27 protein-coding genes are annotated in these 25,096 nt (G+C 65.1%); 7 read left to right on the forward strand and 20 right to left on the reverse strand.

The window, feature by feature from the left end; translation table 11 throughout:
* Positions 1 to 15 precede the first annotated feature (15 nt).
* The gene (locus GCU68_RS07660; protein WP_152940398.1) at positions 16 to 615 is read left to right on the forward strand and encodes an NUDIX hydrolase; all 600 of its coding nucleotides are present in this window, start codon (positions 16 to 18) and stop codon (positions 613 to 615) included.
* Positions 616 to 628: 13 nt separating this feature from the next.
* On the opposite strand, the gene GCU68_RS07665 is transcribed toward GCU68_RS07660, so the two are convergent.
* Entirely contained in the window at positions 629 to 868 is a 240-nt protein-coding gene (locus GCU68_RS07665) for a hypothetical protein (RefSeq protein ID WP_152940400.1), read from the reverse strand.
* A 216-nt stretch (positions 869 to 1,084) separates the two neighbouring features.
* Here GCU68_RS07665 and GCU68_RS07670 point away from each other — a divergent pair, with 216 nt between their 5' ends.
* Positions 1,085 to 1,450, forward strand: coding sequence for a rhodanese-like domain-containing protein (locus GCU68_RS07670; RefSeq protein WP_152940402.1), 366 nt, complete (start codon positions 1,085 to 1,087; stop codon positions 1,448 to 1,450).
* 116 nt (positions 1,451 to 1,566) lie between these two features.
* Here the strand turns inward: GCU68_RS07670 and GCU68_RS07675 are convergent, their stop codons facing one another.
* From GCU68_RS07675 to GCU68_RS21950, 9 genes are all read right to left on the reverse strand, one after another.
* Positions 1,567 to 2,298 carry a flavodoxin domain-containing protein gene (locus GCU68_RS07675; RefSeq protein WP_152940404.1) on the reverse strand — a complete coding sequence of 244 codons (732 nt, stop codon included), beginning with the start codon at positions 2,296 to 2,298 and terminating at the stop codon, positions 1,567 to 1,569.
* Positions 2,299 to 2,487: 189 nt separating this feature from the next.
* The gene (yciH, locus tag GCU68_RS07680) at positions 2,488 to 2,781 is read right to left on the reverse strand and encodes a stress response translation initiation inhibitor YciH (protein WP_006065982.1); all 294 of its coding nucleotides are present in this window, start codon (positions 2,779 to 2,781) and stop codon (positions 2,488 to 2,490) included.
* An 86-nt stretch (positions 2,782 to 2,867) separates the two neighbouring features.
* Complete coding sequence (locus GCU68_RS07685) at positions 2,868 to 5,174, reverse strand: transglutaminase TgpA family protein (protein WP_152940406.1); 2,307 nt, start codon at positions 5,172 to 5,174, stop codon at positions 2,868 to 2,870.
* Positions 5,171 to 6,286: a DUF58 domain-containing protein gene (locus tag GCU68_RS07690; protein ID WP_152940408.1), complete on the reverse strand. Its 1,116-nt coding sequence runs from the start codon at positions 6,284 to 6,286 to the stop codon at positions 5,171 to 5,173. Before GCU68_RS07690 ends, GCU68_RS07685 begins: the two co-directional genes overlap by 4 nt.
* Before the next feature lie 2 nt (positions 6,287 to 6,288).
* Entirely contained in the window at positions 6,289 to 7,263 is a 975-nt protein-coding gene (locus tag GCU68_RS07695; RefSeq protein ID WP_152940410.1) for an AAA family ATPase, read from the reverse strand.
* Positions 7,264 to 7,409: 146 nt separating this feature from the next.
* On the reverse strand, positions 7,410 to 7,604 hold the full coding sequence (locus GCU68_RS07700; protein WP_152940412.1) for a cold-shock protein: 195 nt from the start codon (positions 7,602 to 7,604) through the stop codon (positions 7,410 to 7,412).
* A 97-nt stretch (positions 7,605 to 7,701) separates the two neighbouring features.
* Positions 7,702 to 8,022, reverse strand: coding sequence for a DUF7573 domain-containing protein (locus GCU68_RS22175; protein WP_449411967.1), 321 nt, complete (start codon positions 8,020 to 8,022; stop codon positions 7,702 to 7,704).
* Positions 8,019 to 9,338 (reverse strand): IS200/IS605 family accessory protein TnpB-related protein, encoded by a 1,320-nt coding sequence (locus tag GCU68_RS07710; protein ID WP_152940414.1) that lies wholly within the window; start codon positions 9,336 to 9,338, stop codon positions 8,019 to 8,021. The genes GCU68_RS22175 and GCU68_RS07710 overlap by 4 nt, the downstream gene beginning before the upstream one ends.
* Positions 9,335 to 9,469: a hypothetical protein gene (locus GCU68_RS21950; RefSeq protein ID WP_264373480.1), complete on the reverse strand. Its 135-nt coding sequence runs from the start codon at positions 9,467 to 9,469 to the stop codon at positions 9,335 to 9,337. Before GCU68_RS21950 ends, GCU68_RS07710 begins: the two co-directional genes overlap by 4 nt.
* A 289-nt stretch (positions 9,470 to 9,758) precedes the next feature.
* Here GCU68_RS21950 and GCU68_RS07715 point away from each other — a divergent pair, with 289 nt between their 5' ends.
* Positions 9,759 to 9,959: a hypothetical protein gene (locus tag GCU68_RS07715; protein WP_152940416.1), complete on the forward strand. Its 201-nt coding sequence runs from the start codon at positions 9,759 to 9,761 to the stop codon at positions 9,957 to 9,959.
* A gap of 26 nt (positions 9,960 to 9,985) precedes the next feature.
* Here GCU68_RS07715 and GCU68_RS07720 read toward each other — a convergent pair whose 3' ends face one another.
* From GCU68_RS07720 to GCU68_RS07750, 7 genes are all read right to left on the reverse strand, one after another.
* Complete coding sequence (locus GCU68_RS07720; RefSeq protein ID WP_152940418.1) at positions 9,986 to 11,005, reverse strand: 5,10-methylenetetrahydromethanopterin reductase; 1,020 nt, start codon at positions 11,003 to 11,005, stop codon at positions 9,986 to 9,988.
* Positions 11,006 to 11,025: 20 nt separating this feature from the next.
* A complete protein-coding gene (locus GCU68_RS07725) occupies positions 11,026 to 11,796 on the reverse strand; it encodes a coenzyme F420-0:L-glutamate ligase (RefSeq protein WP_152940421.1) in 771 nt (256 codons plus the stop codon).
* 82 nt (positions 11,797 to 11,878) lie between these two features.
* Positions 11,879 to 12,613, reverse strand: a complete 735-nt coding sequence (locus tag GCU68_RS07730; RefSeq protein ID WP_152940423.1) for a maleate cis-trans isomerase family protein — start codon at positions 12,611 to 12,613, stop codon at positions 11,879 to 11,881.
* A gap of 5 nt (positions 12,614 to 12,618) precedes the next feature.
* The gene (locus GCU68_RS07735) at positions 12,619 to 14,271 is read right to left on the reverse strand and encodes a hydantoinase B/oxoprolinase family protein (protein WP_152940425.1); all 1,653 of its coding nucleotides are present in this window, start codon (positions 14,269 to 14,271) and stop codon (positions 12,619 to 12,621) included.
* Positions 14,271 to 16,349: a hydantoinase/oxoprolinase family protein gene (locus tag GCU68_RS07740; protein WP_152940427.1), complete on the reverse strand. Its 2,079-nt coding sequence runs from the start codon at positions 16,347 to 16,349 to the stop codon at positions 14,271 to 14,273. The genes GCU68_RS07735 and GCU68_RS07740 overlap by 1 nt, the downstream gene beginning before the upstream one ends.
* Before the next feature lie 4 nt (positions 16,350 to 16,353).
* Positions 16,354 to 17,559 carry an Nramp family divalent metal transporter gene (locus tag GCU68_RS07745; protein ID WP_152943650.1) on the reverse strand — a complete coding sequence of 402 codons (1,206 nt, stop codon included), beginning with the start codon at positions 17,557 to 17,559 and terminating at the stop codon, positions 16,354 to 16,356.
* A gap of 127 nt (positions 17,560 to 17,686) precedes the next feature.
* Positions 17,687 to 18,256, reverse strand: a complete 570-nt coding sequence (locus tag GCU68_RS07750) for a ribbon-helix-helix protein, CopG family (protein ID WP_152940428.1) — start codon at positions 18,254 to 18,256, stop codon at positions 17,687 to 17,689.
* A gap of 293 nt (positions 18,257 to 18,549) precedes the next feature.
* On the opposite strand from GCU68_RS07750, the gene GCU68_RS07760 reads away from it, so the two are divergent.
* Both GCU68_RS07760 and ddh read left to right on the forward strand, forming a co-directional pair.
* Positions 18,550 to 19,881 carry an NUDIX domain-containing protein gene (locus GCU68_RS07760; RefSeq protein WP_152940432.1) on the forward strand — a complete coding sequence of 444 codons (1,332 nt, stop codon included), beginning with the start codon at positions 18,550 to 18,552 and terminating at the stop codon, positions 19,879 to 19,881.
* Positions 19,882 to 20,093: 212 nt separating this feature from the next.
* Positions 20,094 to 21,023: a D-2-hydroxyacid dehydrogenase gene (ddh, locus tag GCU68_RS07765; protein ID WP_152940434.1), complete on the forward strand. Its 930-nt coding sequence runs from the start codon at positions 20,094 to 20,096 to the stop codon at positions 21,021 to 21,023.
* Positions 21,024 to 21,147: 124 nt separating this feature from the next.
* Here ddh and engB read toward each other — a convergent pair whose 3' ends face one another.
* On the reverse strand, positions 21,148 to 21,765 hold the full coding sequence (engB, locus tag GCU68_RS07770) for a GTP-binding protein EngB (protein WP_152940436.1): 618 nt from the start codon (positions 21,763 to 21,765) through the stop codon (positions 21,148 to 21,150).
* A gap of 127 nt (positions 21,766 to 21,892) precedes the next feature.
* Between engB and GCU68_RS07775 the strand changes: the two genes are divergently transcribed.
* Positions 21,893 to 23,185 (forward strand): TIGR00341 family protein, encoded by a 1,293-nt coding sequence (locus GCU68_RS07775; RefSeq protein ID WP_152940438.1) that lies wholly within the window; start codon positions 21,893 to 21,895, stop codon positions 23,183 to 23,185.
* 53 nt (positions 23,186 to 23,238) lie between these two features.
* Here GCU68_RS07775 and GCU68_RS07780 read toward each other — a convergent pair whose 3' ends face one another.
* Complete coding sequence (locus GCU68_RS07780; protein ID WP_152940440.1) at positions 23,239 to 23,547, reverse strand: DUF7533 family protein; 309 nt, start codon at positions 23,545 to 23,547, stop codon at positions 23,239 to 23,241.
* 52 nt (positions 23,548 to 23,599) lie between these two features.
* Positions 23,600 to 24,595, reverse strand: coding sequence for an NOG1 family protein (locus tag GCU68_RS07785; protein WP_152940442.1), 996 nt, complete (start codon positions 24,593 to 24,595; stop codon positions 23,600 to 23,602).
* Positions 24,596 to 24,676: 81 nt separating this feature from the next.
* Between GCU68_RS07785 and GCU68_RS07790 the strand changes: the two genes are divergently transcribed.
* Positions 24,677 to 25,081 carry a DUF5518 domain-containing protein gene (locus GCU68_RS07790; RefSeq protein ID WP_152940446.1) on the forward strand — a complete coding sequence of 135 codons (405 nt, stop codon included), beginning with the start codon at positions 24,677 to 24,679 and terminating at the stop codon, positions 25,079 to 25,081.
* Positions 25,082 to 25,096 lie beyond the last annotated feature (15 nt).

Raw genomic sequence — 25,096 nt, forward strand, 5'->3', positions numbered from 1 at the left:
CAACATTTCGTGCGAATGACGATACCCGACGAGTGGGAGCTCCGTGAGGAGATCACCGAATACGAAACCCCGTGGTACGACGGCGGCTACGACCTGCTCGAGCAACCCGACGGCAGCGAAAAACGCTACTACTGGGCGGAGCTGCCGCCGGCGGTCGTGGTGGTCGCACGAATCGACGCCAGCGTGCTTGAGGACGCCGGCGACAGGATCGACGGTAGCGGTACCGGATCGGCCAGCGGCGATCACCTGTTGTTCGTCGAGCAGTATCGGCCGACGATCCGCGAGACCCATCTCGAACTCCCCGCGGGAATCGTCGAGGACGGCGAGTCCTACACGCACGCTGCGGCCCGCGAACTCGAGGAAGAGACCGGCTTCAAACCGACGAGTACAGCCCTTTTACAGGAGTATGCGGTCGCGACTGGCGTGCTCCGCCACGATCGAGGTGTCGTCTACGCCGAGGGGCTCGAACCCGGCGAACGCGAACTCGACAACAACGAGTTCCTCGAGGTGACGACGGTGCCGATCGAGACGGCGCTCGAGCGTGCTCGCGAGCAGCCGGCGAACGACTCCACACTGACGTCGTTGCTGTTGGCGAAAGAAGACGGTCTGATCTGAGCGAGTCGGACAGTTACTTCGAACTACGGCTCAGAATCGACCGGAAGCGGTCGTTGTCCGGTGTCTCGAGCGTTCGACCGTGTTCGGCGAGCGTTGCCATGAATGCCAGTCCGACGATGCAACACAGGATGATCGCCCCGCCGACGAACGTCAGCGTGGTCAGCCCACCCTGAAACAGGCCCACGACGAGCACGATGGTTCCGATGAGTTGGCCGACGAACAGCCCTTCGAATGCGAGTGATTCACTATCCATACAGTATCGAACGCGTCGCACGTAGATAACCGGCCTCGGCGACGTGCTTGACTCTCAACGTCGCTAACCCGTTCCGCCCGGCTCTCGATACCGTGGTCGGATCGTAATGGCTGATTCGATCCGGATCGACTTTGTGAACGCTGGTCTCCACGTGGCCGTTTCGCGGGTCGTACTCGACCCGTGGCCTTATTCTGCCGGCGTCCTAACGCCTGTGTGATGGACGGTGAAATCTCTCCCGCCGAGGTCAAGGAACTCCTCGATGACGATGCTGATGTCTGTATCGTCGACATCCGCGACCAACGGAGCTTCGAACACAGTCGAATTCCGGACAGTGAAAACGTCCCGTTCCACGAACTCTCGAGTCGGATCGCGGAACTCGAGGGCGAAGACCACATCGTCACGGTCTGTCCGCACGGGAAATCGAGCGTGCAGGCGGCTCGTCTGATCAGTTCGTACGAGGGAACCGCTGACGCCCGCGTCGAGAGCATGGCAGGCGGACTCGATAAGTACGGTATGCAGTTCGGACTCGTTGGCGAGGAGACCGGGGCTGACGAGTCGGCGAACGCCGAATCGCCGTTTTGAACTATCGTAGCCACTGACAGTCAAATGCATACCCGACCGCCCGACGGCTGTGCGATCGGTGTGTAACCCGTTTCAGTTGGGACTATACTGTGACGCTCAGTGAGGACTGGGCGTCGCTACTGGTCGGCGGGCCCGTGATCCGGCTGCAGTGCTCGAGTCGGCGACTCGTACCGATCGCTGCGGTCGCCCGCCGACCGAGTGACGACCAGCCAGTACGCGAGACCCGAAAGGCCGAGGAGGAACGCGATTGTGGCTGCTGGCCGAGCGAATCCGCGGGCTGTACCCGTTGACACACGCTCGAGGTCCTCCTGTTGGGCCACGAACGCGGCGAACCCGGTGGCGAACGCCTCGACATCGTTCCAATCGGTGTACTCGTACGCTCGAGTCGTGTCCGTATCACCGGTCGTCACCAGCGAGACCAGTTTGAACACCAGCCGTGTGACGCGGTCGTACTCCGGGTACGTGACCGCACCAGCGAACCGACCGACGCGATCTGGTTGCCAGCCGGTGCAGGAGACGAGGTCGCTCACCCACGCCCGATCTCCATCTCGAGCCCACTCGAACGGGAGTGCGGCGGCAAACGACAGTTGAAAGAACGCGGTCGGTCGCGTCGCGAGCGCCTCACGATTCCGTTCGACGAACGCGACGACCGCCGGCAGGTGGGCGCGATCGATGACTGGTGAACCGACGAGCACGGCATCGAAATCGTCGACGGTCTTATCCGGTACCGTTGTAATGCGTTTCATCGTGACGTCGTGTCCTCGATCGGCGAGAACCGTCGCGATGTACTCGGCGACCGTTTCCGTCTGCCCGTGAGTGCTGGCGTACGCGACGAGAACCGAACCCATCTCTCACGGGTTTCAGGTTGGCTGGACCTATAAAACGCCGGCGTGGGTCTGCGCTGACCCGGTCGATCCGCTACACGAGTTCGATGTGTTCGCTAACGATAGCGCTCTCGAGCGGAGAAAACGGCGATTCGCTGAAGAAGCGATACGCGAGCCGTGAGGTACGGAAGTCGTCTCAGATCATCGCGGGCATCAGGCGACGTTGAAGCCGCGGTCCCGAAGGAAATCTTCGATGCGGCCGGTGTGATTGCCCTGCAGTTCGATGTGGTCGTCTTCGACGGTCCCACCACAGGCGAACTTGGACTTGAGATCCGACGAGAGACTATCTAAGTCGACGTCCTTCGGATCGAATCCTTCGACGATCGTTACCTCTTTTCCGTATCTGCGCTCGTCAATGCGGATATTGAGTTGCTGTTGTCCCTTGGCCACGTCTTCGCAGACGCAAAGTTCCTCGGGCAGCCCGCACGTCGAGCAGACTTCCGACATTACGTTCGGTGCTACGAAACGGCCATATTAAACACTATCGGGACCCGTATGCCGTCGCGTGGTTCTTTTTGTGTGAGTGATGAATTTCAGCCCTGCCAGCCGATCACCGGCAGCTGCGCTCGAGTGAGGTCGTCGACGATCGCGACGGTCTCGTCGGCCGCGGTCTGTGTGACGCCACCGCCGTAGACCGCCCGTTCGTACCGATCGACGACCGTTTTCGCTCGTGGGTCGAGTTCGTGATCCGGATCCGTCGCAAGCGCGTCAAGATACTGTCGGGCCGATTCCGATGGGGCTCGCGGGCGATACTCACGAGCGAGCAGGCGCTCGAGCCGTCGGTAAGCGCGCTCGACGTCTTCGTTAGGGTCGTCCCGACGTCGCTGTCGGTAGAGACCAACCGTTCGGCGAGTGCGGCCGATCGCCTCGGTTCGGTGGACACCCGCGACCAGGCCGACGAGAGCGACGAGTCCGATCGCAGCCGTCTCGCGGGAGACGGTTACGAGCGCCAGCAGCCGATCCCAGCCGTTCTCGGTGTTCTCGGCTGAATCGCGTTCCGCCTCGGGAGCAGTCGGTTCGGCGTCAGCGCCACTTCCCTCGGGACTGCTCTCGTTCTGCTCCGTCTCGTCGGGCTCGTCGAGACCGGACTCAGTTCCGGAAGGCTCCTCAGGGTCATCGGGCTCGAGAGCCTCGGTTTCCGACTCGGTTTCGGGTTCGGAGACGGGGTCGTCGGCGCTCGAGTTGGTGTCGACGTTTTCGGCGCCGTCTTCGCGGGCCTGTTCGACACGATCGCCGTGGAGCGACGCGCGCGAATCGCCCGGTGTGGGATCGAATGGGATCCAGCCGTGGCCGGGGAAGTAGACCTCGACCCAGGCGTGCGCGTCCGTGCCGCGGACGACGTACTCGTCGTCGCTCACCTGTTGGCCGCTCGTGTAGCCGGTGACGTAGCGCGCCGGGATGTCCTCGGCGCGGAGCAGCTGGACCATCGTCGTCGCGAAGTAGACGCAGTAGCCCTCCTCCATCTCGAACAGAAACGCCTCGGAGATGTCGCCGTCGGGCCGTTCGACGTCGAGCGAGTACCCCTTCGACGACCGGAGGTGACGTTCGATGGCGACCGCTTTGTCGTAGGGCGTCTCCGCGTCGGCGGTGAGCGATTCGGCACGCGCCTCGAACTCGCTCGAGGAGTCCGCGGGCGTCTGCAAGTAGTCGAAGTCGTCGGTGATCGGTTCGGGGTAGTCCGTGCCCGCGTTCCGGAGTTGGTCCGGGTCGGGGTCGACGATCGCGCTCTCGACGGCGTACTGATCACCCTCGAGGACCGGCGACTCGGGATGGACCTGTCCGTGTCGGGAGACCTCGGCGTGTTCAGCGAGGTCACCCTCGATCGCGAGCGGTTGGGGTGCCGTCGGCAGTACGCCGAGGTCGGTCTCAGCGGTGACGACCTGTCGGACCCGGTCGTACTCGCCCGGCGGCTCCTGAATACGGTCCTCATAGGCGACGTTCTCCCCGGTTCTGATCCACCCGTCACCGGTGTAGCGATCGTACACGCCCGTTCGCCAGTAGGATTCACGTTCGGACTGGACCGTAAACCGAACTTCCGGCGAGAGTTCGACCGGGCCGCCGATACCGGACTGTTCGGAGGCGAAATCCATCGTTCCCTCGAGCGTTCCGGGGTCGCTCGCGGTAAACTGCCCCGTCGCGTCGGGGCCGGCGGGGACGAACGTAACCGATAGCGAGAGGACGACGATCAGCGCAAACAGCGCTGCGAGCAGGTCGGCGTGTGTGATCGAGCCGCCACGGCGCTCGAGTTCGCCGAAGCCGACTGCGCCGATCGCGGCGAGCATGCCGACCAGCGTCACCGCCGTTCCGGCGTCGCCGGTCAACACCAGAAAGACGAGCGCCGCCCCGCCGGGAACGACGCCGAGTGCGTACCGCCCGCGAACGGCGAGATACCACGAGAGGAAGACGGGTGCGGGGACGAACGCGAGCGCCCAGACGCCCGCCTCCACCATCCGAAGCAGTGGCAATCCGGCCGCGAGGGCAGCCGTATCGGCGAGGATCGCGCCACCCGCCGAGCGGACGACGCCGACACCGACCCCGGTGTACTCGAGGTAGTACGCGAAGCCGGCCACACCAGCGGCAGCGGCGCCGATGGTCGCCGTCCGGGGGCGGATCGTCCACGTGAGCACCGTCGCCGCTGCGAGCACCGCGCCGACGAGCGCGAGCAGTTCTCGCGTTCCTCCGACGACTCGCGTCACGTCGTAGAGAACGCTCACGTACGACGCCGTCAGGAGCAGGACACAGCCGATGGCAAGCAGCCGGAACGGGCCAGTACCGGTCGTTTGCTCGAGGTCGAGCCGTATCGTCCGATCGCCGGCGTGGGAGTCCGACGGGGCGCTCACGTGCTCACCCCCGTATCGGTTCTGTCGGAGCCGCCGGGACCTGCCCCGCCGGCCCGGCCTCGAGTCGATCGACCGTGCCGACCCACTTCGTCGCGACCCGTGAACTGCTCGAACGGCACTGTTCGACCGGCGACGACGACGCGAACGCCCTCGGCGTCGGCTCGGACCAGAACGTCTGCCGCTTGCCGCTGTCGCTCCTCGAGGTCGCCGCCCTCGAGGATGGCAAGCCGGCGGAGGAGGTCCCACCGGTGGCGGTCGCCCGCTCCCGGTGCGGTGTCGCCGCTGGGCAGAGCCAATCCGACGGTGACGCCGGCCTCGAGCAGGTACGTCGTAATGGTCGCGACGGCTATCGCCGCTTCGTCGGCCCAGCCGGGGTGGCAGTCGGCGGCGACGGTCACGGTGCCCGCGTCCGCGTCGGTGTCGTACTCCGTGACGACGAGGTCGTCGTCGGGCCGTTTGGCGGTGGCGTTCCAGTTGATGTCTCGCAGGGCGTCGCCGTGCTGGTACGCCCGCAGGGAGTCAAACGCTGTTCGATCCTGCTCATCGGTCGATCCGACGACCGTCGAGAGCGTTTGTCGGGCAGACCCGTGAAGGTCGTAGACGTGGGGGTAGACGAGCACCGACGACTGTGTCTCGTACTCGAACCGTCGTTCGACGAGGCCGAAGGCGTCACTGACGGTGAGCGTCAGCGGTCCGAGCCGGTGCTCGCCGCGCTCCTCGAGTCGAACCGCGTAGCTGAAGCGCTCGTCACCCTCGAGGATCGTTTCCAGAACGGGTTCGCAGTCGTTGTCGCCGCTGTCGGTCGTGGCTGCCGACTCGTCCCCGACGACCGAGAGCCCGCCGCCGACGGCATCGCGAACGGTCGCCGAGACGGTGCCGGCGCTCTCGATGTCGATGTCGATCGGTCGCCGGTCGCCGACGAACCCGTCCGAGACGGGAGTCCGCTCGACCGTGGGTCGGTCGACTCGAGCGGTCGTAAGCAGGCCGGCGACCAGCACGACCAGCAGTGGCGTGACGACGGCGTTCAACGCTCGCGGGCCGAACTGCCACGCCATGCCGACCGAGGCCGCGAGCACGACGACGACGGCCCAGCCGCGGACGGTCACTCGCATCGTCACTCGACGGGGACGCGCTCAAGGGCGTTCGCGACGATCGTCTCGGCATCGCGGTCGCGGTCGGTCGTCCTGATTCGGTGCGGAAAGACGACGGGGGCCTCGGTCTGGACGTCGTCGGGGAGGACGTAGTCGCGGCCAGCGATGGCGGCCCGCGCCTGAGCCGCCCGCAGGAGGGCGATGGAACCGCGCGGACTGACGCCGATGTGAGCGTGCTCGCGGGTGTCGCCGGCCAGTCGGGTGACGTACTCCCGAACCGGTCGCTCGACGCGGACGGTGGCGACGGTCTCGCGGGCGGCGATAAGCGTTTTCCGGTCGGTTACCGACTCGAGGGAATCGATCGGGTGGTGGCCGACTGTTCGCCCGAGCAGTTCGGCCTCCGCCTCGGGGTCGGGGTAGCCGAGTTCGAGTTTCTTCATGAATCGGTCGAGTTCGGCGAAGGGAAGGTCGTAGGTTCGATTCGGCTCGGTGGCGTTCTGAGTCGCGATGACGGTAAACGGCTCGGGAAGGTCTCGAGTCTCGCCATCGGCCGTCACTTGCCCTTCCTCCATGGCCTCGAGCAGCGCCGACTGGGTTTTCGGCGGTGCGCGGTTGATCTCGTCGCCCAGCACGACGTTGCCGAAGACGGGACCGGGCTGGAACTCGAACTCCCGAGTTTGCTGGTTGAAGACGTTGACCCCGGTGACGTCGGCCGGGAGGAGGTCGGGGGTAAACTGGACGCGACTGAACGTACAGTCGACGGACGTCGCAATCGCGCGCGCGAGCATCGTCTTGCCGACGCCGGGGACGTCCTCGAGTAGGACGTGGCCACGCCCGAGGATCGCGGTGACGACGTGTTCGATCGCCTCGCCGTGACCGACGATCACGTCGGCAACGTTCGACTCGAGTTCGGTCGCGAGTTCGGCGACCGCTGTGACGTCGATCGGCCCCGGCGTGCGATTTCCACCTGGCCGTGACTGTGAGTTCGCGTCAGTCATGACACACCCACGTTCGCGGCGGCGGGCCAGTCGAACCGTTCATTAGTACGTCAGAAGCGACTTCGGAATATATGTTTTGTGTCGAACGACGTAGCCGTTGCTAGCCGAACGACGATCAGAGAACGATACCACTACACGGGGCCGTCTTACAGGCGCTCGACGTTCGTCGCGCGCGGGCCCTTCTCGGCTTCGACAATCTCGAACTCGAGTTCCTGACCCTCCTCTAGGTCGGGGCCGCCGATGTCCTCCATGTGGAAGAACACGTCGTCGTCCGCGTCCTCAGTCTCGATGAAACCGTAACCGCCAGTGTCGTTGAAGAATGCGACCGTACCTTTCGCCATTGCAGGTTGCTAGAACCCCGACTGAGATATAAATGTTCGGGGACGATACGTCACGAACACGACCGAAACATCGGCGGTTACCCCGGGAAAGGGCCGCTTACCAAGATTTACACGCCGGACAGACCAGGTCGCCGTTCGAACGCCAGACGCGTTCGGTGTCGCCGTTACAGCGACTGCAGCGGTATGTCCCCCATGCGTACGTCGAGAGGCCGGTGTCGGTCGCCCGCTGGGCTGGCTCGGACTCATCTTCCGTCGTTGAGTCGGCCGCGTCTTCCGCCGTCGAACCGAACTCAGAGATGTCGCGTCGTCGGTCACGGCCCCGCCTACGACAGCTGGCAGTGTGACATCCTCGCCCGGCGTGAACGTCGGGGCTTCCACCGCAGGTGGAATACCAGCAAGTGCTTGATTGAGGTTTCAAGACGTGTGCGCGTCACCGGTCTCCGGCTCCATCCCCGCCCCCACTGCTGGTGAGCTAGACGAACCCTTGTCATCGGAACCCCGCCTCTCGGACGGGAGTCCCTCACTCAGAGACGTGTCTTCGTGGGCCTGCCACTGGCCCCCGCTCCGAGGCGAGTCATCGCCTGCCGATTTCCAAGGCAGGCTCTCTCCCCACGGATTTAGCCGATTGGCTATATTCGCTGCTGCGTTCAAATCCGCCTGATACTCCGACACCCAACACACCTCATTCGTACACTTGAACGTACCCTGATGCGGCCTGTACCCAACGTTTTGACACGCATGGCACGTCTTCGACGTGTGGTGCGGGTACACGTATTCCACAGGAATACCGCGCTCCGCTGCCTTTTCTTCGATTCGCGACTGCAAGCGGGAGAACAGCCACTTGCCAAGCCGCCGATTCCAGTACTTGCCGATGTCCTCGTCCGTGATGCCGTTGAGGTATTCGAGGACGATGACGGGGTTCTCGAACTGCGAAGTGTATTCGACGGCCCGATGTGAGGCTTTCTCCACTTCGTCTTCAATGGCGTCTTGCCACCTCCCCCACACGAGGTCATCGAGGAGGTTCGAGGCGTATCGTGGTTTCAAGCGGTCTTCGGCACTGGCTTGTTTCTGCCGGAGGTGTCGGACACGACCACCATCCACGAACAACGGGTCAACGGGCGTGTCGTCTCGGAGGGCACAGCCCACCAAGAGCTTTGATTCACCCACATCGAACCCGACGGGTGTCACATCGTCACTGTCACACGAACATTCGTGGTTTGGTTCGATTTCGTAGTTCGCGGTGACATGCAACACCCACCGACTGCCGTCGCGTTGCAGGCGGAGTTCGCCAGCCCAGACACTGTCGTCTTCGTCGTCAATCAGAGAGTGCCACCAGTCTTCTTGCTCTGGGTTCAATTGGAGTGGTATCCAGAAGTTTGTCCCGCGACCGGGAAGCGGGACTTCCCAGCAAATCTCGTGGTGACGGTCGTCCTCGTGATCGAAGACGGCTGCGGTGTTCGCGTAGCGGATTGGATGGGTGTCTGCGAGTTGCTTCGCATCATACGTGTCCTCGTCAAGGAGGTTCGGCACGTATTGTTTGAGTGCGTTTTTGGAGTGCCAGTTGAGGTCTTCACCAGTGACGACCTCGTTGACGGCACTCATCGTGTCGCACTCGTCGTTGAAACTCTCGTGAAGCAGTGTCTCGTATCGGTCGTGTTCGGTGTGGAGCTTACGCTGCTTGTGCTGAGTGGGTGGGGCAAGATACGCTTCGAGCGTCTTGCACTCCTCACTCATTCTTCAGCGTCGAGGCCTTGTTCGATGAGTTCGGCGTAGGCGAAGTCCATTCGCAGGCCGTTTTCGCGGGAGTACTTCTTCACTTGTTCGTGGAGGTCGCTTCCACGTTCAATGGCGATGTCAACCCGCATCCGTTTTTCAGTACGTTTTATCGTACTATAAAAGTTTGTATTGGGTGGTATTCAGAGGGCTGTCGCTCACGGTTTGCGTAGTGGAGTGACGCGATTCACGCCCGTTGAGCAAACCAAAGGTTTGCGATGCCCATCAGAAATCAAAGATTTCTGAGGACGCCGTGAACGGCGGGATTCTCTCACTGTCTAAAGATAGGCGCTCCGACCGCGCGACCGCCCGCAGCGATCGGTAGCCGTCGGTCGGCGACGGACCGGCATCACCAAGTAGCATCGGTGACAACCCCCGCACATGGATACCGTCACACCGATGAACGTTATCGTGGATAACATCACCGAGATGAACTCACACTTCGCCGACGTCGCCGCGGGTGAGTTGTTTGCACCCCTGCTCGTCCTGATCGGGACGATTCTGGTCGTCTTCACGCTCGGCGTCTTCGGCGCGCTCACGCTCGGTGCGATTGGCAGCCTGTTTTCGTCCAGCTCGAGTTAATCGGCTCTTCAAGCCTCCGAATCGACCTAGTTCTCGGTGCGCGACGTCGCTGTCGCCAGCGCCTCGCTCGCGCGCACGACGGCGTCCTCCAGATCCGGCCCCAGCGGCGAGCCGACGACGATGCCGTCGACGTGCTCGAGGACGGCCTCGAAGCGGTCGGCGACGGTCTCGGTCGTCCCGGCGATACAGAAGGCGTCGATCATGTCGTCGGTGACGTGCCCGAAGGCCTCGTTCAGGTCGCCCCGTTCTAGGGCCTCGCTGACGTCGCCTGCGGCCTCGCGGTCGATGTCGTGGCGCGCCAACACGGGATCGGCTGCGCCGCCGACGATGAACGCCACGGGCGGGCGGGCCGCCTCGCGCGCTTCCGTTTCATCCGCAGCGACGCTGACGCTCGCGAACGCGAGCGCCTCGAACGCGCCGTAGTCGTCGGGTCGGTCCGCGAGTCCCTGCTCGAGTTGACCGGCCGACCACTCGAGGTCCTTCGGATGGGCGGCGTTGATCAGGACGCCGTCGGCGTGTTTCGCGCTCATCCGGAGCATGTGTGGTCCCTGTGCGCCGACGTACGTCGGAATCTCGCAGGGTTCGAGGTTGAGCGAGGCGTCACGGGCGGTGAACGTCCCCTCGTGGGTGACGGTTTCACCCGCCCAGAGATCCCGGGCGACGTCGAACGTCTCGAGGACCCGCCGCAGTGGACTGTCGCGTTCGATGCCGAGATTTGCAAGCGAGGATCGGTCGCCGGCCCCGACGCCGAAAACGGCGCGGCCGTCGCTGATCTCGTCGATCGTGGCCGTCTGGGCGGCCAGTCGGACGGGGTGGGTCTCGTAGGGGTTGACGATGCCCGGCCCGAGTCGAATCTCGTCGGTGGCCTCGACCATCCGCGAGAGCGTCACGAACGGGTCGCGGTTGAAGTAGTGGCTGCTCGTGAAGGCGACGTCGTAGCCTTCCGCTTCCGCGAGCGCTGCCAGCTCGGCGATTCGTTCCGGTGGATGCTCCGGCGTCAGTTCGATACCCCACGTCGGCTCGTCAGTCGTCGTGTCGTCTGTCATAGTTGCAGTCGTATGCGTGTTCAGTCGTCGAAACTCCACTCCCGCAGCGCCTGTCGAACGAGGTCGTCCTCGACCGCGCGGAACAGTTCGTCGCTGCCCGCGTGGTCGCCGAACGCCCAGTCGCGGACGACGACGGCGGGCGTCCCGCCGGCACCCTCGCCGGTCACGAGGTTCGCCGCCGAGGCGAGTTCGTCCACCACGGACTGGACGGTGACGCCGAGTTCGTGGCCGTCACGATCCAGTTCGCCGCGCCAATCTCTGCTCGCGGACATCCCCGCCCAGCCGAGTGCGACGCCACGTTGGCCGTGGCGGAACGGCCGACCGCAGGTATCGGTGACGATCACGGCGATATCCTCGATTCCGCAGGCCTCGAGTCCCGACCGAATCCGCTCGGCGCTCTCCGTCGGCTTTTTGGGCAGGAGCAAGATGTCGTGGTCCGGCACGTTCGAGCGATCGATACCCGCGTTGACGTTGATGTGTCCGAATCGGGTCTCGGTCAACAGGAAGGGGGCGTCGATCAGCAACTCCGTGCTCTCCTCCAAGACGGCCTGTGCGAACCGCGGGTCTTTCTCCTCGCCGGTGATCCCCTCGAGTCGGTTGGCGATCTCCTCGGCCCGACCGCTGACGGGGTAGTCCTCGAGATCCGCCATCCGTCCCTCCGCTTTCGAGACGACCGTGCTCGCGACCGTGAGGACGTCACCGGCCTCGAGATCGGCCCGATCCGCGACGAGCGTGGCGATGTCGTCGCCGGGACGGATCTCGGGCAGATCCGTCACTGGGGTGAGTTCCATACACGGTGGGTAGCACAGCGTCGTCAAAAGCGCACCGTCACCGGAGAATGGAGTCACTGTTTCGAGATGGTGCTCGACGATCCTACGACTCGCGGTCGAACAGCACGCCCGGCCCGTCGCAGTCGAAGCCGGCGGTTTCACAGACGTCCCACAGCGTCGCCCCGTTGCTCGTGATTACTGGCACCTCGAGCGTCGCCTCGAGGCCCGCGACGGCGGCCAGCGAGCGGTAGTTCGTACAGGAGACGAAGACGGCGTCGACGTCGTCGCCGACGGCCGCGTCTCCGAGGCTCGTTTTCACCTGCCGGGTCGCGTCCGCCGGCGTCAGTGCGCCGATCTCGGTGTTCGCGGCGATTCCGCGGCCCTCGATCGTCGCCACTTCGAACCCTGCGGCCTCGAGGAACGCGCGTTCTTTCTCGTCGAGGTCGGCAGTGTACGGCGTCAGGACCGCGATCCGTTCGGCGTCGAGTGCCTCGAGGGCCCGCACGACCGAGCGAGCCGTCGCGACCGCTGGCACGCCGGCTGCCTTCTGCAGTCGGGTCTCGAGTTCGGCGTCGAACCCGGGTCCGTGGAGCAGGCTACCGGTGGTACAGGCGTAGGCGACCGCGTCGGCGTCGGCGTGACCGAGCAACTCGGCTGCCCGCGCCGCGTCGTCGCTCATCGCGTCGAGCGCGTCGACGGTCACGGACTCGAGTGCCATGCGCGCGCCGTGGACGGTGACGTCGTCGGAGAGGGCACGTCGAAACTCTGGCTCGGCCGTCGTGTTCGAGGAGGGGACGATCAGACCCAGTCGTCCGTTCGTGTCGGTATCGGGGTCCATTGCGATCACGCCTCCTCGTCGCGCTCGGTTCGCTTGCCAGCGGCGCGATCGGCCTCGAGTGCTTCGGGGTCGCGCTCGTCGGGATCGCCGTGGCCGCCGCCGCCGGGCGTCCGAACCGTTACCGTCGTCCCGGCGTCGACGTCGACGGTCGTCTTCGCCGGGACGGGTTCGCCGTCGATCAGATTCTCGCCGGTGGCACCGTTCTCGCCGCCGGCGACGCCCCGTGGCGCGTGGCGACGGCGCTCGGTCAGCAGCGACACCGTCGCGTCCGTCTCGACGGTGACCGTTCGCTCGAGGCCGAGGCCGCCGCGGAACCGGCCGCGACCGCCGCTGTCGGCCCGGAACGCGTAGCGGTCGACCCGCAGCGGGTACTCGGTCTCGAGCGACTCGATGGGCGTGTTGAGCGTGTTCGTCATCCCGACCTGCACGCCATCCATCCCGTCGCGGTCGGCGCGCGCGCCGAAGCCGCCGGCGATCGTCTCGTAGTAGGTAAAGGAGCTGTCCCGGCCGCCGATTGTCAGGTTGTTCATCGTTCCCTGACTCTGGGCGGGGACGCGCTCGGGTGTGGCCTCGGCGAGTGCGGTGAAGACGACGTCCGTGACCCGCTGGCTCGTCTCGACGTTGCCGCCGACGACCGCCGCTGGAACCTCCGGGTTCAGCAGTGAGCCTTCGGGTGCGTGGACGCTCACCGGTTCGTAACAGCCGTGGTTCGGCGGAATTTCCGGGTCGGTCACACAGCGGACGACGAAGTAGGTCGCGCTCTTGGCGACCGCCAGCGGGGCGTTCAGGTTCCCTTCGAGTTGGCCGTCGGTGCCCGTAAAGTCGACGTCGATCGACTCGCCGTCGACGGTCACCGTAACGCGGATTTCGACGTCGTCGTCGGTGATGCCGTCGCCCTCGAGGACGTCGCTCGCCTCGTAGGTTCCGTCGGGCAGGGCGTCGATCTCGTCGGCGATCCGCTCGTGGGAATAGTCGATGACGGCGTCGAAGCCGGCGAGAACGGTCTCGCGGCCGTGTTCGTTGAACAGCGCGGCGAGTCGTTCCTCGGCGCGTTCGTTGGCTGCCAGTTGTGCACGGAGGTCGGCGCGGCGCTCGGTGGCGTTGCGGACGTTCGCGAGAATCAGCGCACGGACGTCTTCGCGGGGTTCGCCGCCGTCGACGAGCCGCGTCGGTGGGAGTCGAAGCCCCTCCTGATAGATTTCTCGTGCACCCGCGGGCATGCTCCCGGGCGTCATCCCACCGACGTCGGCGTGGTGGGCTCGAGAGACGGCGTAGCCGACGATTTCGCCCTCGTCGTCGCCGTTGGGCGGCGCGAGCGGCGAGACCATCGTCACGTCGGGGAGGTGTGTCCCGCCCCTGAACGGGTCGTTGAGCACGAAGACGTCGCCCGGCTTGGGGTCGTACTCTCGGACGGCGTCGACGGACGCGGGCATCGCGCCGAGGTGGACCGGGATGTGTTCGGCTTGGGCGATCATTCGCCCCTCGGCGTCGAACAGCGCCGTCGAGCAGTCCCGGCGTTCCTTGATGTTCGGCGAGTACGCGCCGCGGATCAGGGTCTGGCCCATCTCCTCGGCGACGCTCTCGAGTTGGTTACGCAGGACCTCGAGGGTCACGGGATCGATACTGTCGGCGGTTGACTGCATTTGGTCTGTCGTCATCAGTTGTTCACCCCCTCTCGAGTCAGCACGAGGGTTCCATCCGCTTCGATCTCGCCCGCCCAGGTCGGCGGGACGACGGTCGTACTTTCGGCCTGTTCGAGAACCGCTGGCCCGGAAATCGTCGCACCCGCCTCGAGGCGGTCGCGCGCGTAGACGGTCGCCTTTCGCGGCTCGGTGCCGATCCCGGGGAAGTGCGCCTCTCGGGTGCCGACAAGCGCGTCGCCCGCGCCGTCGTGGCGAACGACGGGGTCGGTGCCGGGAACGGTCGCCGTCGCTCGGAGGTTGACGATTTCGATCGATTCCTCCATCGCGTAACCGTAGGCCTGTTCGTGGGCCTCGTGGAACCGCGTCGCGACCGCTTGCGGGTCGAACGACTCGTCGACGGGGACGGTCAGCTCGAAGCTCTGGCCCGCATACCGACAGTCGGCCGCGCGTTCGACGCGTGCCGCCTCGCGGTCGGAGGCGTCCGCGAGCACGTCCCCGACGAGGTCGTCGTAGACGCCCTCGAGCCGGCTTTGTTCCGCGTCCTCGAGGCCGACGCCGACCGTCCGCACGGCGTCGTAGCTCTCGTCGGCCGCGAGCAAGCCGAACGCCGAGAGCACCCCACCCGGTCGCGGGACGACGACGCGATCGACCTCGAGTGAGTCGGCGAGTGCCGTCGCGTGCATCGGGCCCGCGCCGCCGAAGGCGACGAGTGCGAACTCGCGGGGGTCGTGGCCGCGTTCGACCGTCACCGACCGGATCGTCCGGGTCATCGTCGCGTTGGCCACGCGGTAGACGCCGCGGGCCGCCTCGAGCGCGCTCTCGAGGCCGGCTTCCTCGGCCAGTCGCTCGAGGGCGTCGTGGGCCGCCTCAACGTCTAAGGTCATCTCGCCGCCGAGTGCGGTCTCGGGGCCGATGTAGCCCAGGACGACGTTTGCGTCCGTGACGGTTGGTTCGGTCCCACCGCGGCCGTAGCAGGCGGGGCCGGGGTCGGCACCCGACGACTGCGGCCCGACCCGAAGCGCGCCGCCGGCGTCGACCCACGCGATCGACCCGCCGCCCGCGCCGACGGTGTTGACGTCGACCATCGGCGTCCGGATCGGGAGGCCGGCGATCTCGGCGTCGGTGGTCCGCGCCGCCTGTCCGTCCCGGACGAGGCTCACGTCGCTCGAGGTGCCGCCCATGTCGAAGGTGACGAGCCCTTCGGTGTCGTCGTCGTCGACGGTCGCCGCAGCGCCGACGACACCCGCCGCAGGGCCGGACATCGTCGTCGTGACGGCGTGTTCGCGAACCGTCTCGGGGTCGGCGATCCCACCGTTTGCCTGCATGATCTGTGGTGCCGGCACCCCGGCGTCCTCGGCTTCCTCGACCAGCCGACCCACGTAGGTGTCGATCGCGGGCCGGACGTAGGCGTCGACGGCCGTCGTCGACGTGCGCTCGAACTCGCGGAACTCCGCGAGCACTTCGTTCGAAGCCGAGACGGGGACCTCGAGTTCCTCGCGAAGCGTCTCCGCGACGAGGCGTTCGTTCTCGGGGTCGGCGTAGGCGTGGAGCAGACAGACGGCGACCGCCTCGACGTCGCGCTCCCGAAGGGTTGCTGCAAGGTCGCGAACGTCTTCGGGATCTACCGGCGTCTCGACGCCTTCCGGTGTCGTCCGCTCGTCGATCTCGAAGCGCCGTTCGCGTGGGACGACCGGCTCGGGTTTCTCGGCCTCGAGGTCGTAGAGATCAGGCCGATCCTGGCGGCCGATCTCGAGCACGTCGCGGAACCCCTCGGTCGTCACGAGGGCGGTCTTCGCGCCGCCGCGCTCGAGGAGGGCGTTGACCGAGACGGTCATCGCGTGGGCGAACTCGTCGATCTCGCTTGGGTCGATGTTCGCGCGCTCGCAGGCCTTGTGCAGGCCCTCGAGGACGCCCAGATGCTGGGGGTCGGTCGAGGGGACCTTCGCGGTGACGAGTCGGTCGTCGACCGAGAGCGCGACGTCGGTGAACGTCCCGCCGACGTCGACGCCGATGCGTGTGGCCTCGTCGCTGGTCGCTTCGGTGCTGTCGTTCGATACGTCCGTCGCCGTGTCGTATGTCTCTGAATCTGCCATGTCCTTAGAGAATCAAAACGTCGTAGAGCGTTCGGAGGCCGATACCGACGACGACCAGCGTCACGATGCCGCCGAGGACGTTCTGCAGCGTCGTGTTAGTGTGCTCGCCGAGCAGGTCGTCGTTGTTCATCGCGTAGATGAGGAAGACGGCGAGGATCGGCAAGAGGAGTCCGTTTGCGACCTGTGCGAAGACGATCACCTCGACGGGGTTGTAATCCAGCGCCGAGAAGACGATCCCGGTGCCGAGGATCGTCATCCAGATCGCACGGAAGCGCGTCGACGTCAGGTCGCGCTCCCAGCCGAGTGCCCCCGCGGTGGCGTAGGCCCCCGCGAGCGGGGCGCTCATCGCGCTGGTGAAACCGGCTGCGAAGAGGCCGATCGCGAAGAACGTGAGCGCGTAGCCGCCGAAGACGGGCTCGAGTTGGTCTGCCATCGCGCCAACGTCGGCGATCTGAGTTCCCTCGGGGAACACCGACGCGGCCGTGACGACGATCGACGTCGTGATGAGGCCGCCGACGATGATCATCGCGACTGTGTCGGTCCGACACTCTGCGAGATCGTCTGCCCCGTCCCAGCGCTCCTGGACGGTACTCGCGTGCAGGAACAGATTGTAACCGACGACGGTCGTCCCGATGAGGCCGGCGATCAGGTACGCCGAACCGTCGGGAATCGTCGGCACGAGTCCGCCGCCGAGCGCGGCGAGATCCGGTCGGACGACCGCCGCGTTGATCAGGAACGCGAGACCCATGACGATAACGAGACCGATGAAGACGCGCTCGATCAGCTTGTAGTTGCCAGTCCACAGGAGGCCGGCGGCGATCAGCCCGATAATCGGTCCCCAGACGTTCTCGCTGACGCCCGTGATCGTCGACAGGCCGGCAGCGCCGCCGACGATGTTCCCCGTCTGGAACGCCGCCGTCCCGATTCCGATCGCACTCACGACGAGTGCGATAGTGATTCCTCTCGCTACCGGGTTCGAGAACTCGTTTCGGAACGCCTCGCCGAGTCCTTCCTTCGAGATCAATCCCAGTCGCGCACTCATCTCTTGAAGCACGATCGTCGCCAGAATCGAGAACGCGATGGTCCACACGAGCAGGTACGCGTACTCCGCGCCGATGACGCTCGCCGTCGTTACCGTTCCCGGACCGATGAACGCCGCTGCAACCAGTGCGCCCGGCCCAATCGCCTTGAGTCGATCAATAACACCCATGATATGTGTCCACATGAACCCCTCTCTGAGAAGGCCAAAAGGCTTGTTAAGCGTTGTACATACCACACTCGTTGGACGACTACTCGAGACGTTCGTCGTATGAATTTGTATGAAAACGTATGAACGTCTACCTCCCGGCCGACGACGGTCCGCCCTCGGGTACCGCTTCGGTGATGATCACTTTCGAAACGCCCTGATCGATCGTAATCTCGGTCGGAAGATCGACCGTGCTCCGCTCGATGAATCGCGTCATAAACCAGCGAATCGCCTCCGATGGGAAGACGATGTGGTAGACGCCGTCCGCCTCACAGCGGACATCGAGAAAGCCACAGAACGAGAGCCACTCGAGCAGTTCGCCGACTTCCTCGAAGCGGGTCGCGTACTCGCGGGCGTGGTAGTCGGAGACGCGATCAGCCGCCTCGACGAACGCCGGATCGGGGTCGCCGCCCGCGTGGCAGTGCTCGAGGAAGGCGTGTAAGAAATCGACGTCGAGGAGGACGTGCTCGCCCGACGTGAGCATCCGATAGTACTGTTCTAGGTTGTCGCTTGGCTGTCCGCTCGCCGCTTCGAAGTTCGCCGCGTAGAACGTCAGCGCCTGACGGACGATTTCGCTTTGCCCGTTGCCCGTCTCGGCGAGCAACCGCTCGAGCGCCGCGCTCGAGTCGTCGTCGAGCGATACTGTGACGCGCTGTGTCATGGGCGTAGGTAGGACGCGAGACGGGTATAGTTCACGCACTCGTGACAGCCACGTGCGACGGCGGTCGTCGCTCACGAACCGCTGGCGGTTACTTCAGGTCGACCCAGGAGACGCTGCCTGCCTCGAGAACGGTTTCGGGCTCAGTTGCCGGTCCGGTCGCCTCGTCGACGACGATGCGCATGCCCATGCCGAACATCTCGTGTGGCGGACAGTACAGGCCCCACACGCCCGGTTCGTCGAACTCGACCAGCCAGTCCGAAACGTCCTCCCCATCGGGACCCGTTGGGTCGCGTATGCACGACGAGACTGCTGACGAACCGACGCCCGTCGTCACCGGATTTCTCCGCAATCGTGGCGAAGTACTGTTGCTCCGGCGCAGCGACGCCGTCGGCACCTACACGGGGCAGTGGGGTGGCGTCTCCGGCTTCGCGGAGGGCGACCCCGACGCGCAAATCCGTACCGAAATCCGTGAGGAAACCGGCCTCGAGGTCGACGACAACGTCTCGCTCGCCCGGAGCGGCCGGCCGGTTCGGTTCGAAGATGCCGACCTCGGACGCGAGTGGGTCGTCCACCCGTATCTGTTCGACTGCGAGACGCGCGACATCGAGTTGAGTGCAGAACACGACGTGTTCGAGTGGCTCTCGCCGACGGTAATCCTCGAGGCCGACGACGACCGCGAGCCGGTGCCGGAGCTGTGGACGGCTTACGAGCGCGTGGCACCGACGGTCCGATCGATCACGGCCGATAGCGAGCACGGCGCGGCATCTCTGTCGATTCGCGCGCTCGAGGTGCTTCGCGATCGAGCGGCGATCGCGACGGCCGAACGAGCCGAGTTCGGTACCAATCCCGACGGCGAGTGGGACGAGCTCGCCGCCCTCGCCCGGCAACTGCTCGAGGCCCGGCCCTCGATGGCGGTCCTTCGGAACCGCCTCAATCGAGTGATGGCCGGGGCGGCCGACGATTCTGACGGCGCTGGTGGGGCGCCGGCCGTCCTCGAGGCGGCACGTGCCGGTATCGAACGGGCGCTTGCAGCAGACGACGATGCCGCGGCGACCGCGAGCGAACGCATCGACGGTTCCGTCGCGACCCTGTCGCGGTCGGATACCGTCCTCGAGGCACTTCGTGAGGGGAATCCGTCGCGTGTTTTCGTCGCCGAATCCCGACCGGCGCGGGAAGGGGTCGCTGTCGCCGAAGAACTGGCCGCAGCCGATGACCTCGACTGCCCCGTGACGGTCCACACCGACGCGGCCGTGGCACACGTCCTCTCTCGCGAGGCCGTCGATCGGGTCGTGGTCGGCGCGGATACGATCCGTCCCGACGGTGCCGTCGTAAATAAGACCGGGACGCGGACGCTGACGCTCGCCGCTGCTCGCGAAGGGATTCCCGTCTCGGTCGTCGCCGCCACGGACAAGGTCTCGACACGCGAGGCCGTCAATCTCGAGTCCGGCGACCGATCGGCGGTGTACGACGGAGACGCCCCACTCGACGTCCTGAACCCGACGTTCGACGTAACGCCGGCCGACTGCATCGACGAGTTCGTGACTGAACGTGGTGTCCTCGAGGCCGCCGAAATCGACAACGTCGTTGCCGAGCTACGGGCGTTCGAGGAGTGGCCCGACCGGTAGCGAGAAGCGACAGATCGAAACCCCTCGAGCGAGTACGGCTGACTGGCGGCCGTGACGAACTGTTACCCCCTCCGAGCCCCTTGTGACGAGGCCTTTTCCCGAGCCGCCTTTCTGAAACCCGACAGCGTGTACTGACCCTCGAGCGACTGCTGTTCTCGACGCGGAACTGATGCGGGCAAAGCTTGAACGTCCCCTCGTTCGTACCGGGGGCTATGCAGTTCGAACTCGAACGACTCGGTATCCACGACTCGGTCGACGCGGTGTTTCCGCCGTCGGAACTCGACGCTTTCCTCGCCGATCTGCCGGTCACCGTCGAGGTGGTCGACGATGACGGGATCGACGCCTGCGACGCCGTCGTCACCCGCGACTACCACGAGGCGCTGCTCGAGTGTGCGTGGATCCACTCCATTCAGGCGGGGATCGACCGCTTCCCGCTCGACGACCTCGAGGCCAACGACGTCGTCCTGACTAACAGCACGGGGATCCACGACCGGACGATCGGCGAGACGGTCGCGGGCTATCTGCTCGCCTTCTCGCGGCGGCTCCACGAGCACGTCGCCAACCAGCAACAGCGCCGGTGGGACCGCCCCGAGTGGGACGAGGCGTTTACGCTCCCCGGTACGACGGCGTGTGTCGTCGGCACCGGCACCCTCGGTCGCGGCGTCGCCGAAACCCTCGGTGCGCTCGGCGTTCGAGTAACCGGCGTCCGTCGCTCGACCGACCCCGTTCCCGGCTTCGAGGAGATCTATGCCACCGACGACGTACACGCCGCGATCGGCGAGGCCGACTTCGTCGTCGTCACCGTCCCCCTGACCGACGACACCGAGGGGCTGTTCGACGCCGCGGCGTTCGACGCGATGCGCGAGGACGCCTACTTCGTCAACGTCGCCCGCGGCGCGGTCGTCGACGAACCGGCGTTGATCGACGCCCTCGAATCCGACGCCATCGAGGGCGCAGCGCTCGACGTCTTCGAGACGGAACCGCTGCCCGAGGAGTCCCCGCTGTGGGATCTCGAGGAGGTCATCGTCACGCCCCACTGCGGGGCCTTCACGCGGGACTACTTCCGCGACGTCGGCGGAATCGTCCGCGAGAACGTCGATCGACTCGAGGCAGGCGAGGCGTTTCACAATCGCGTCGTCTGATACTGCCGGACAAAACGATTCACGCACCGATCGCACGCAAACGCTCGTCGCCTTCGCCGACGAGCCGTGAGACGCGATCGGGCGTTTACTGACGTTTGTCCGTCAGTATGAATCGGGCCTCGATTCAGAAGAACTTGAACAGATCGTCCCGGTTTTGCTCGTGGAGGTGTTCGCGGACGGCCTCGTTCAGCGAGTCAATCTGGCCGCGTTTGGCCGTGATCGGCGCGATGGTTTCCTGCCACTGTTTCCACGGCGGGAGCAGACCGAGTCGATCACAGAGCTCGTTGAGCCGCTCGTCCGTGTCGTCGACTTTGTCCATCTTGTTGACGGCGACCACCGTGGGTACGTCGAGTTCCCGCAGGAAATGAAACATCTCAACGTCGTAGGGAATCTCATCGGGACCGGAGTGGCGGTCGATGATGTCGATGACGCTCTTCCCGTCGACAACGAGAACCGCGACGAGGATGTTGTCGGCGTACTCCTCGAGATAGTGGACGATGTCCGTCTTGATCTGTTCGCGGTGGTCCTCGTGGACGCCGCTCATAAAGCCGAATCCGGGCAGATCGGTGATGACGAAGTCCTCGGGTGCCCAGTCGTAGTGATTCGGCTCGCGGGTGACGCCGGGACTGCCACCGGTGTCGAAGCTGTGGCCGGTCAACTCGCGCATTAGCGTCGATTTGCCGACGTTCGAGCGACCGACGAGGGCGACTTCGGCCTCGCGGTCAGGACGGGTTTCGAACATACGCCGTCGTAGGCACGTCACGGGTTTATACGCACCGCGTCGGCGCCGCCGCGAGCGCCTCAAGAACGCGTCGATCAGCCGACGAAAGCGTCCCAAGTTATGATCCCGGGGGTACTCATCGGCTCACGTGCGGCTCGTACAGTTGACGATTCCGACGGGCAAACGCCAGACGATCCTTGAGACGCTCGACGAGCGCAAGATCGACTACGTCGTCACCGACGAGGACAGCAGCCGGGAGTATACGGCCGTCGTTTACTTTCCGTTACCGGCGCCTGCGGTCGAACCGGTTCTCGACGAACTGCAGGAGACGGGGATCGACGACGACGCCTACACAGTCGTCGTCGACGCAGAAACGGTCGTCTCCCGACGGTTTCAGGCACTGCGAGAGGAATACGAACACGGCGACGTCGGAACCGACCGGATCTCGAGACAGGAGCTACAGGCGGAAGCCGACTCGCTGACGCCGACGTTTAGCGTCTATGCGATCATGACGATCATCAGCGCCGTCGTCGCGACGGCGGGGCTGTTGCTCGACTCGCCTGCCGTTGTCGTCGGCTCAATGGTAATCGCGCCACTGATCGGGCCGGCACTCGGCGCGAGTGTCGGCTCGGTGATCGACGACGAAGAACTGTTCAGAAACAGCGTAAGCTATCAGATCATCGGCATCATCCTCGCCATCGGTGCGGCGGCTGTCTTCGCGTGGGCCGTCAGAATAACGAACATCGTCCCGCCCGGGCTCAACATCGCTAGCGTCGGCGAGATTTCCGAACGCCTCGCCCCGGACTTGCTCTCGCTGGTGATTGCCCTCGGTGCCGGTGTCGCCGGGATCATCAGTATTGCAACCGGGACGTCGGTCGCCCTCGTCGGCGTCATGATCGCAGCCGCGTTGATTCCGCCCGCCGCTGCGGCCGGAATCGCGATCGCGTGGGGGCAGCCCTCGGCCGCGATCGGGTCGACCGCGCTCGTGTTGGTCAACGTTCTGTCGGTAAACCTCGCCGGCCTCTTGACGCTGTGGTACGTCGGCTACCGCCCGGATAACCTCTTTGCGCTCGGCGAGACACAGCAACGCGTCCGGCGCCGGGTGCTCGGCCTGGCCGTGATCGTCCTCGTCTTCGCGGTGTTTCTCGGCGCGATCACCTACTCGTCGTACGCCGTGTCGAACTTCGAGGAAAACGCCCGCGGTGAGGTCGAAACGACGCTCTCAGAGGACGAATTTTCGGAGTACCAGCTCCTCGAGTTCGAAGTCGTGATGGACGACAACTATCCGTTCGTCGGTCCACAACGGGTCGTCGTCACGGTGGGCGGACCGGAAGGCGAGGTGCCTCCGGAACTCGCCGACCGGTTACACGAACGGATCAATCAACACACGGACGATTCAGTCGGGGTCCAGGTCAGGTCCGTCGGCCTCGTCGAACGTTGACCGACGACCTCACCGAATCCCTTGGCTGAATCATACCAGATCGGCGCTGGCGGTCACCGCAATCGATCGAACAGCGTCGTCCGTTCGCCGGTGTTTTCGGCCGTGGTCTCGGCATCCGTCGTCGACTCCGCCTCCGTTGTGTCGTCGCGACCGAGCCGTCGGCGAATCCACGTTCGCGGCCCGCCGATCCGGTTGACGAGGTAGGTCGGGAAATACAGCGCAACTGCGCCGAGCGCGAGGAAGCCAACGCCGGCAACGGGCCGACCGGTCCGGAGAAATTCGACACCGACGACGAACATTGGCCCAGCCATCGAGAGGCCGGCAGCGGTCTGTACCATCCAGAAGATTCCAGGCCCTTTCATCGTCGTTCCGAATGCGAGTGCCGCGTGCGATCTCGGTCGGTCGCTGCCACTGTCACCCCTCGAACGGGAGTTTGGGCTCGTAATCGACCGCCTCGACGGCCGCCTCGAGCACCGTTTCGACGTCCTCGCCGGTTTCGACGCTCATGGTGTAGTCGGCGTTTAGGTCCTCGAGGTGACGCTCGTCCCAGACGTCTTTTCGATCGACCTTGTTCGCGACCGTGAGGACGGGGACTTCCTCGAACTGGGCAGCGATCGAGTCACGAAGCTCGAGTTGGGACGCGAGTGGGTAGCCACACTCGGCGCTCGGGTCGACCATGACGAGCATACAGTCAGCGAGGTGCTCGATGGCGCTGACGGCCTGGGATTCGATCTCGTTGCGCTCCGCCGGGGGTCGGTCGAGCAGTCCGGGCGTGTCGACGATCTGGTACCGAATGTGGTCGCGCTCGAAGTGGCCGAGGCCGATTCCCTTGGTCGTAAAGGGGTACGACGCCGTCTCGCCACGGGCGTTGGTGACATCGTTGACGAACGAGGATTTGCCGACGTTGGGGTAGCCGGCGACGACGATCGTCGGCTCGTCGGGATTGATCTCGGGGAGGTTTCGCAGATCGTTGCGGGACTTGTTGATGTAGAGCAGTTCGTCGTCGATCTGTTCGACGATGTCCGCGAGCCGTGCGAAGGCCTGTTTTCGGTGCTTTCGGGCCGTATCGACGTCGGTTTTGCGGAGTTTTGGCTGGTACTCCTCGTGGATCTCGCGGGCTTTTCGACTGGCCCACATCACCTCCGAGAGGCTCTGCCGGAGCTTGTCGACGTCGACGATCGCGTCCGCGAGTTCGTAGTAGAACGGATGGACATCGTCTTCGTACGCGAAATCCGGCCACGCCGTGACCACGTTCTCGAGATTGTCAGAGATGATGTTCGCCGCGGTCTGGAGCATCGACTGCTGGGCCTCGAGGCCGCCTTTGGCCTTGCCGGCCCGCGCTGCCCGCGAAAACGCCTTGTCGATCAGCTCTTCCGACGTGGGCGTCGTCGGAAGGTCTTCGAAAATCATACCCTCCGCTAAGAGGTGCGGTCTTAAAAGGTCGTTCGTTATGCGCCGAGGGCTTATTTCCGCCCAGCACCTACACATCCTATGACGAATTGGCGTGCCGTGATCATCGGCTTTCTCGTGGCGACCGTACTCGGACTGTTCGGACTCGTCATCCCGGGCGTCGGCCAGCTCGCGGCGGGCCTGCTCGGCGGCTTCGTCGCCGGCTACATGGCCGGCGGCGGCCTCGGACGTGGCTTCTGGCACGGACTGCTCGCGGGCGCGCTCGGCGGGATCATCGGCGGGCTCCTCATTGCCCTTCTCGTCGCTCTCTCGGGCTGGGCGTTCGGCCCCCTCGGCGGTGCCATTTCCGGTGCGACTGGATTCGGCATTCTGCTCATCGCCGTCCTCATCTCGCTCGTGATGGCACTCGAGAGCGCGATCGCTGGCGCTGTCGGCGGTGTCCTCAACCCCGACCGTCCGGACTACAGCCGACGCGATCCGTACTGAGAATCAGCCGATCCG

Origin of the sequence: Natronorubrum aibiense (genome assembly GCF_009392895.1) — an archaeon.
GTDB classification, from domain to species: domain Archaea; phylum Halobacteriota; class Halobacteria; order Halobacteriales; family Natrialbaceae; genus Natronorubrum; species Natronorubrum aibiense.

Coding starts and splice junctions, on each gene's coding strand:
- GCU68_RS07660 (WP_152940398.1), top strand. CDS start 16: ATGACGATACCCGACGAGTGGGAGCTCCGTGAGGAGATCACCGAATAC.
- GCU68_RS07665 (WP_152940400.1), bottom strand. CDS start 868: ATGGATAGTGAATCACTCGCATTCGAAGGGCTGTTCGTCGGCCAACTC.
- GCU68_RS07670 (WP_152940402.1), top strand. CDS start 1,085: ATGGACGGTGAAATCTCTCCCGCCGAGGTCAAGGAACTCCTCGATGAC.
- GCU68_RS07675 (WP_152940404.1), bottom strand. CDS start 2,298: ATGGGTTCGGTTCTCGTCGCGTACGCCAGCACTCACGGGCAGACGGAA.
- yciH (WP_006065982.1), bottom strand. CDS start 2,781: ATGTCGGAAGTCTGCTCGACGTGCGGGCTGCCCGAGGAACTTTGCGTC.
- GCU68_RS07690 (WP_152940408.1), bottom strand. CDS start 6,286: ATGCGAGTGACCGTCCGCGGCTGGGCCGTCGTCGTCGTGCTCGCGGCC.
- GCU68_RS07695 (WP_152940410.1), bottom strand. CDS start 7,263: ATGACTGACGCGAACTCACAGTCACGGCCAGGTGGAAATCGCACGCCG.
- GCU68_RS07700 (WP_152940412.1), bottom strand. CDS start 7,604: ATGGCGAAAGGTACGGTCGCATTCTTCAACGACACTGGCGGTTACGGT.
- GCU68_RS07710 (WP_152940414.1), bottom strand. CDS start 9,338: ATGAGTGAGGAGTGCAAGACGCTCGAAGCGTATCTTGCCCCACCCACT.
- GCU68_RS21950 (WP_264373480.1), bottom strand. CDS start 9,469: ATGCGGGTTGACATCGCCATTGAACGTGGAAGCGACCTCCACGAACAA.
- GCU68_RS07715 (WP_152940416.1), top strand. CDS start 9,759: ATGGATACCGTCACACCGATGAACGTTATCGTGGATAACATCACCGAG.
- GCU68_RS07720 (WP_152940418.1), bottom strand. CDS start 11,005: ATGACAGACGACACGACGACTGACGAGCCGACGTGGGGTATCGAACTG.
- GCU68_RS07725 (WP_152940421.1), bottom strand. CDS start 11,796: ATGGAACTCACCCCAGTGACGGATCTGCCCGAGATCCGTCCCGGCGAC.
- GCU68_RS07730 (WP_152940423.1), bottom strand. CDS start 12,613: ATGGACCCCGATACCGACACGAACGGACGACTGGGTCTGATCGTCCCC.
- GCU68_RS07735 (WP_152940425.1), bottom strand. CDS start 14,271: ATGACGACAGACCAAATGCAGTCAACCGCCGACAGTATCGATCCCGTG.
- GCU68_RS07740 (WP_152940427.1), bottom strand. CDS start 16,349: ATGGCAGATTCAGAGACATACGACACGGCGACGGACGTATCGAACGAC.
- GCU68_RS07745 (WP_152943650.1), bottom strand. CDS start 17,559: ATGGGTGTTATTGATCGACTCAAGGCGATTGGGCCGGGCGCACTGGTT.
- GCU68_RS07750 (WP_152940428.1), bottom strand. CDS start 18,256: ATGACACAGCGCGTCACAGTATCGCTCGACGACGACTCGAGCGCGGCG.
- GCU68_RS07760 (WP_152940432.1), top strand. CDS start 18,550: ATGCACGACGAGACTGCTGACGAACCGACGCCCGTCGTCACCGGATTT.
- ddh (WP_152940434.1), top strand. CDS start 20,094: ATGCAGTTCGAACTCGAACGACTCGGTATCCACGACTCGGTCGACGCG.
- engB (WP_152940436.1), bottom strand. CDS start 21,765: ATGTTCGAAACCCGTCCTGACCGCGAGGCCGAAGTCGCCCTCGTCGGT.
- GCU68_RS07780 (WP_152940440.1), bottom strand. CDS start 23,547: ATGAAAGGGCCTGGAATCTTCTGGATGGTACAGACCGCTGCCGGCCTC.
- GCU68_RS07785 (WP_152940442.1), bottom strand. CDS start 24,595: ATGATTTTCGAAGACCTTCCGACGACGCCCACGTCGGAAGAGCTGATC.
- GCU68_RS07790 (WP_152940446.1), top strand. CDS start 24,677: ATGACGAATTGGCGTGCCGTGATCATCGGCTTTCTCGTGGCGACCGTA.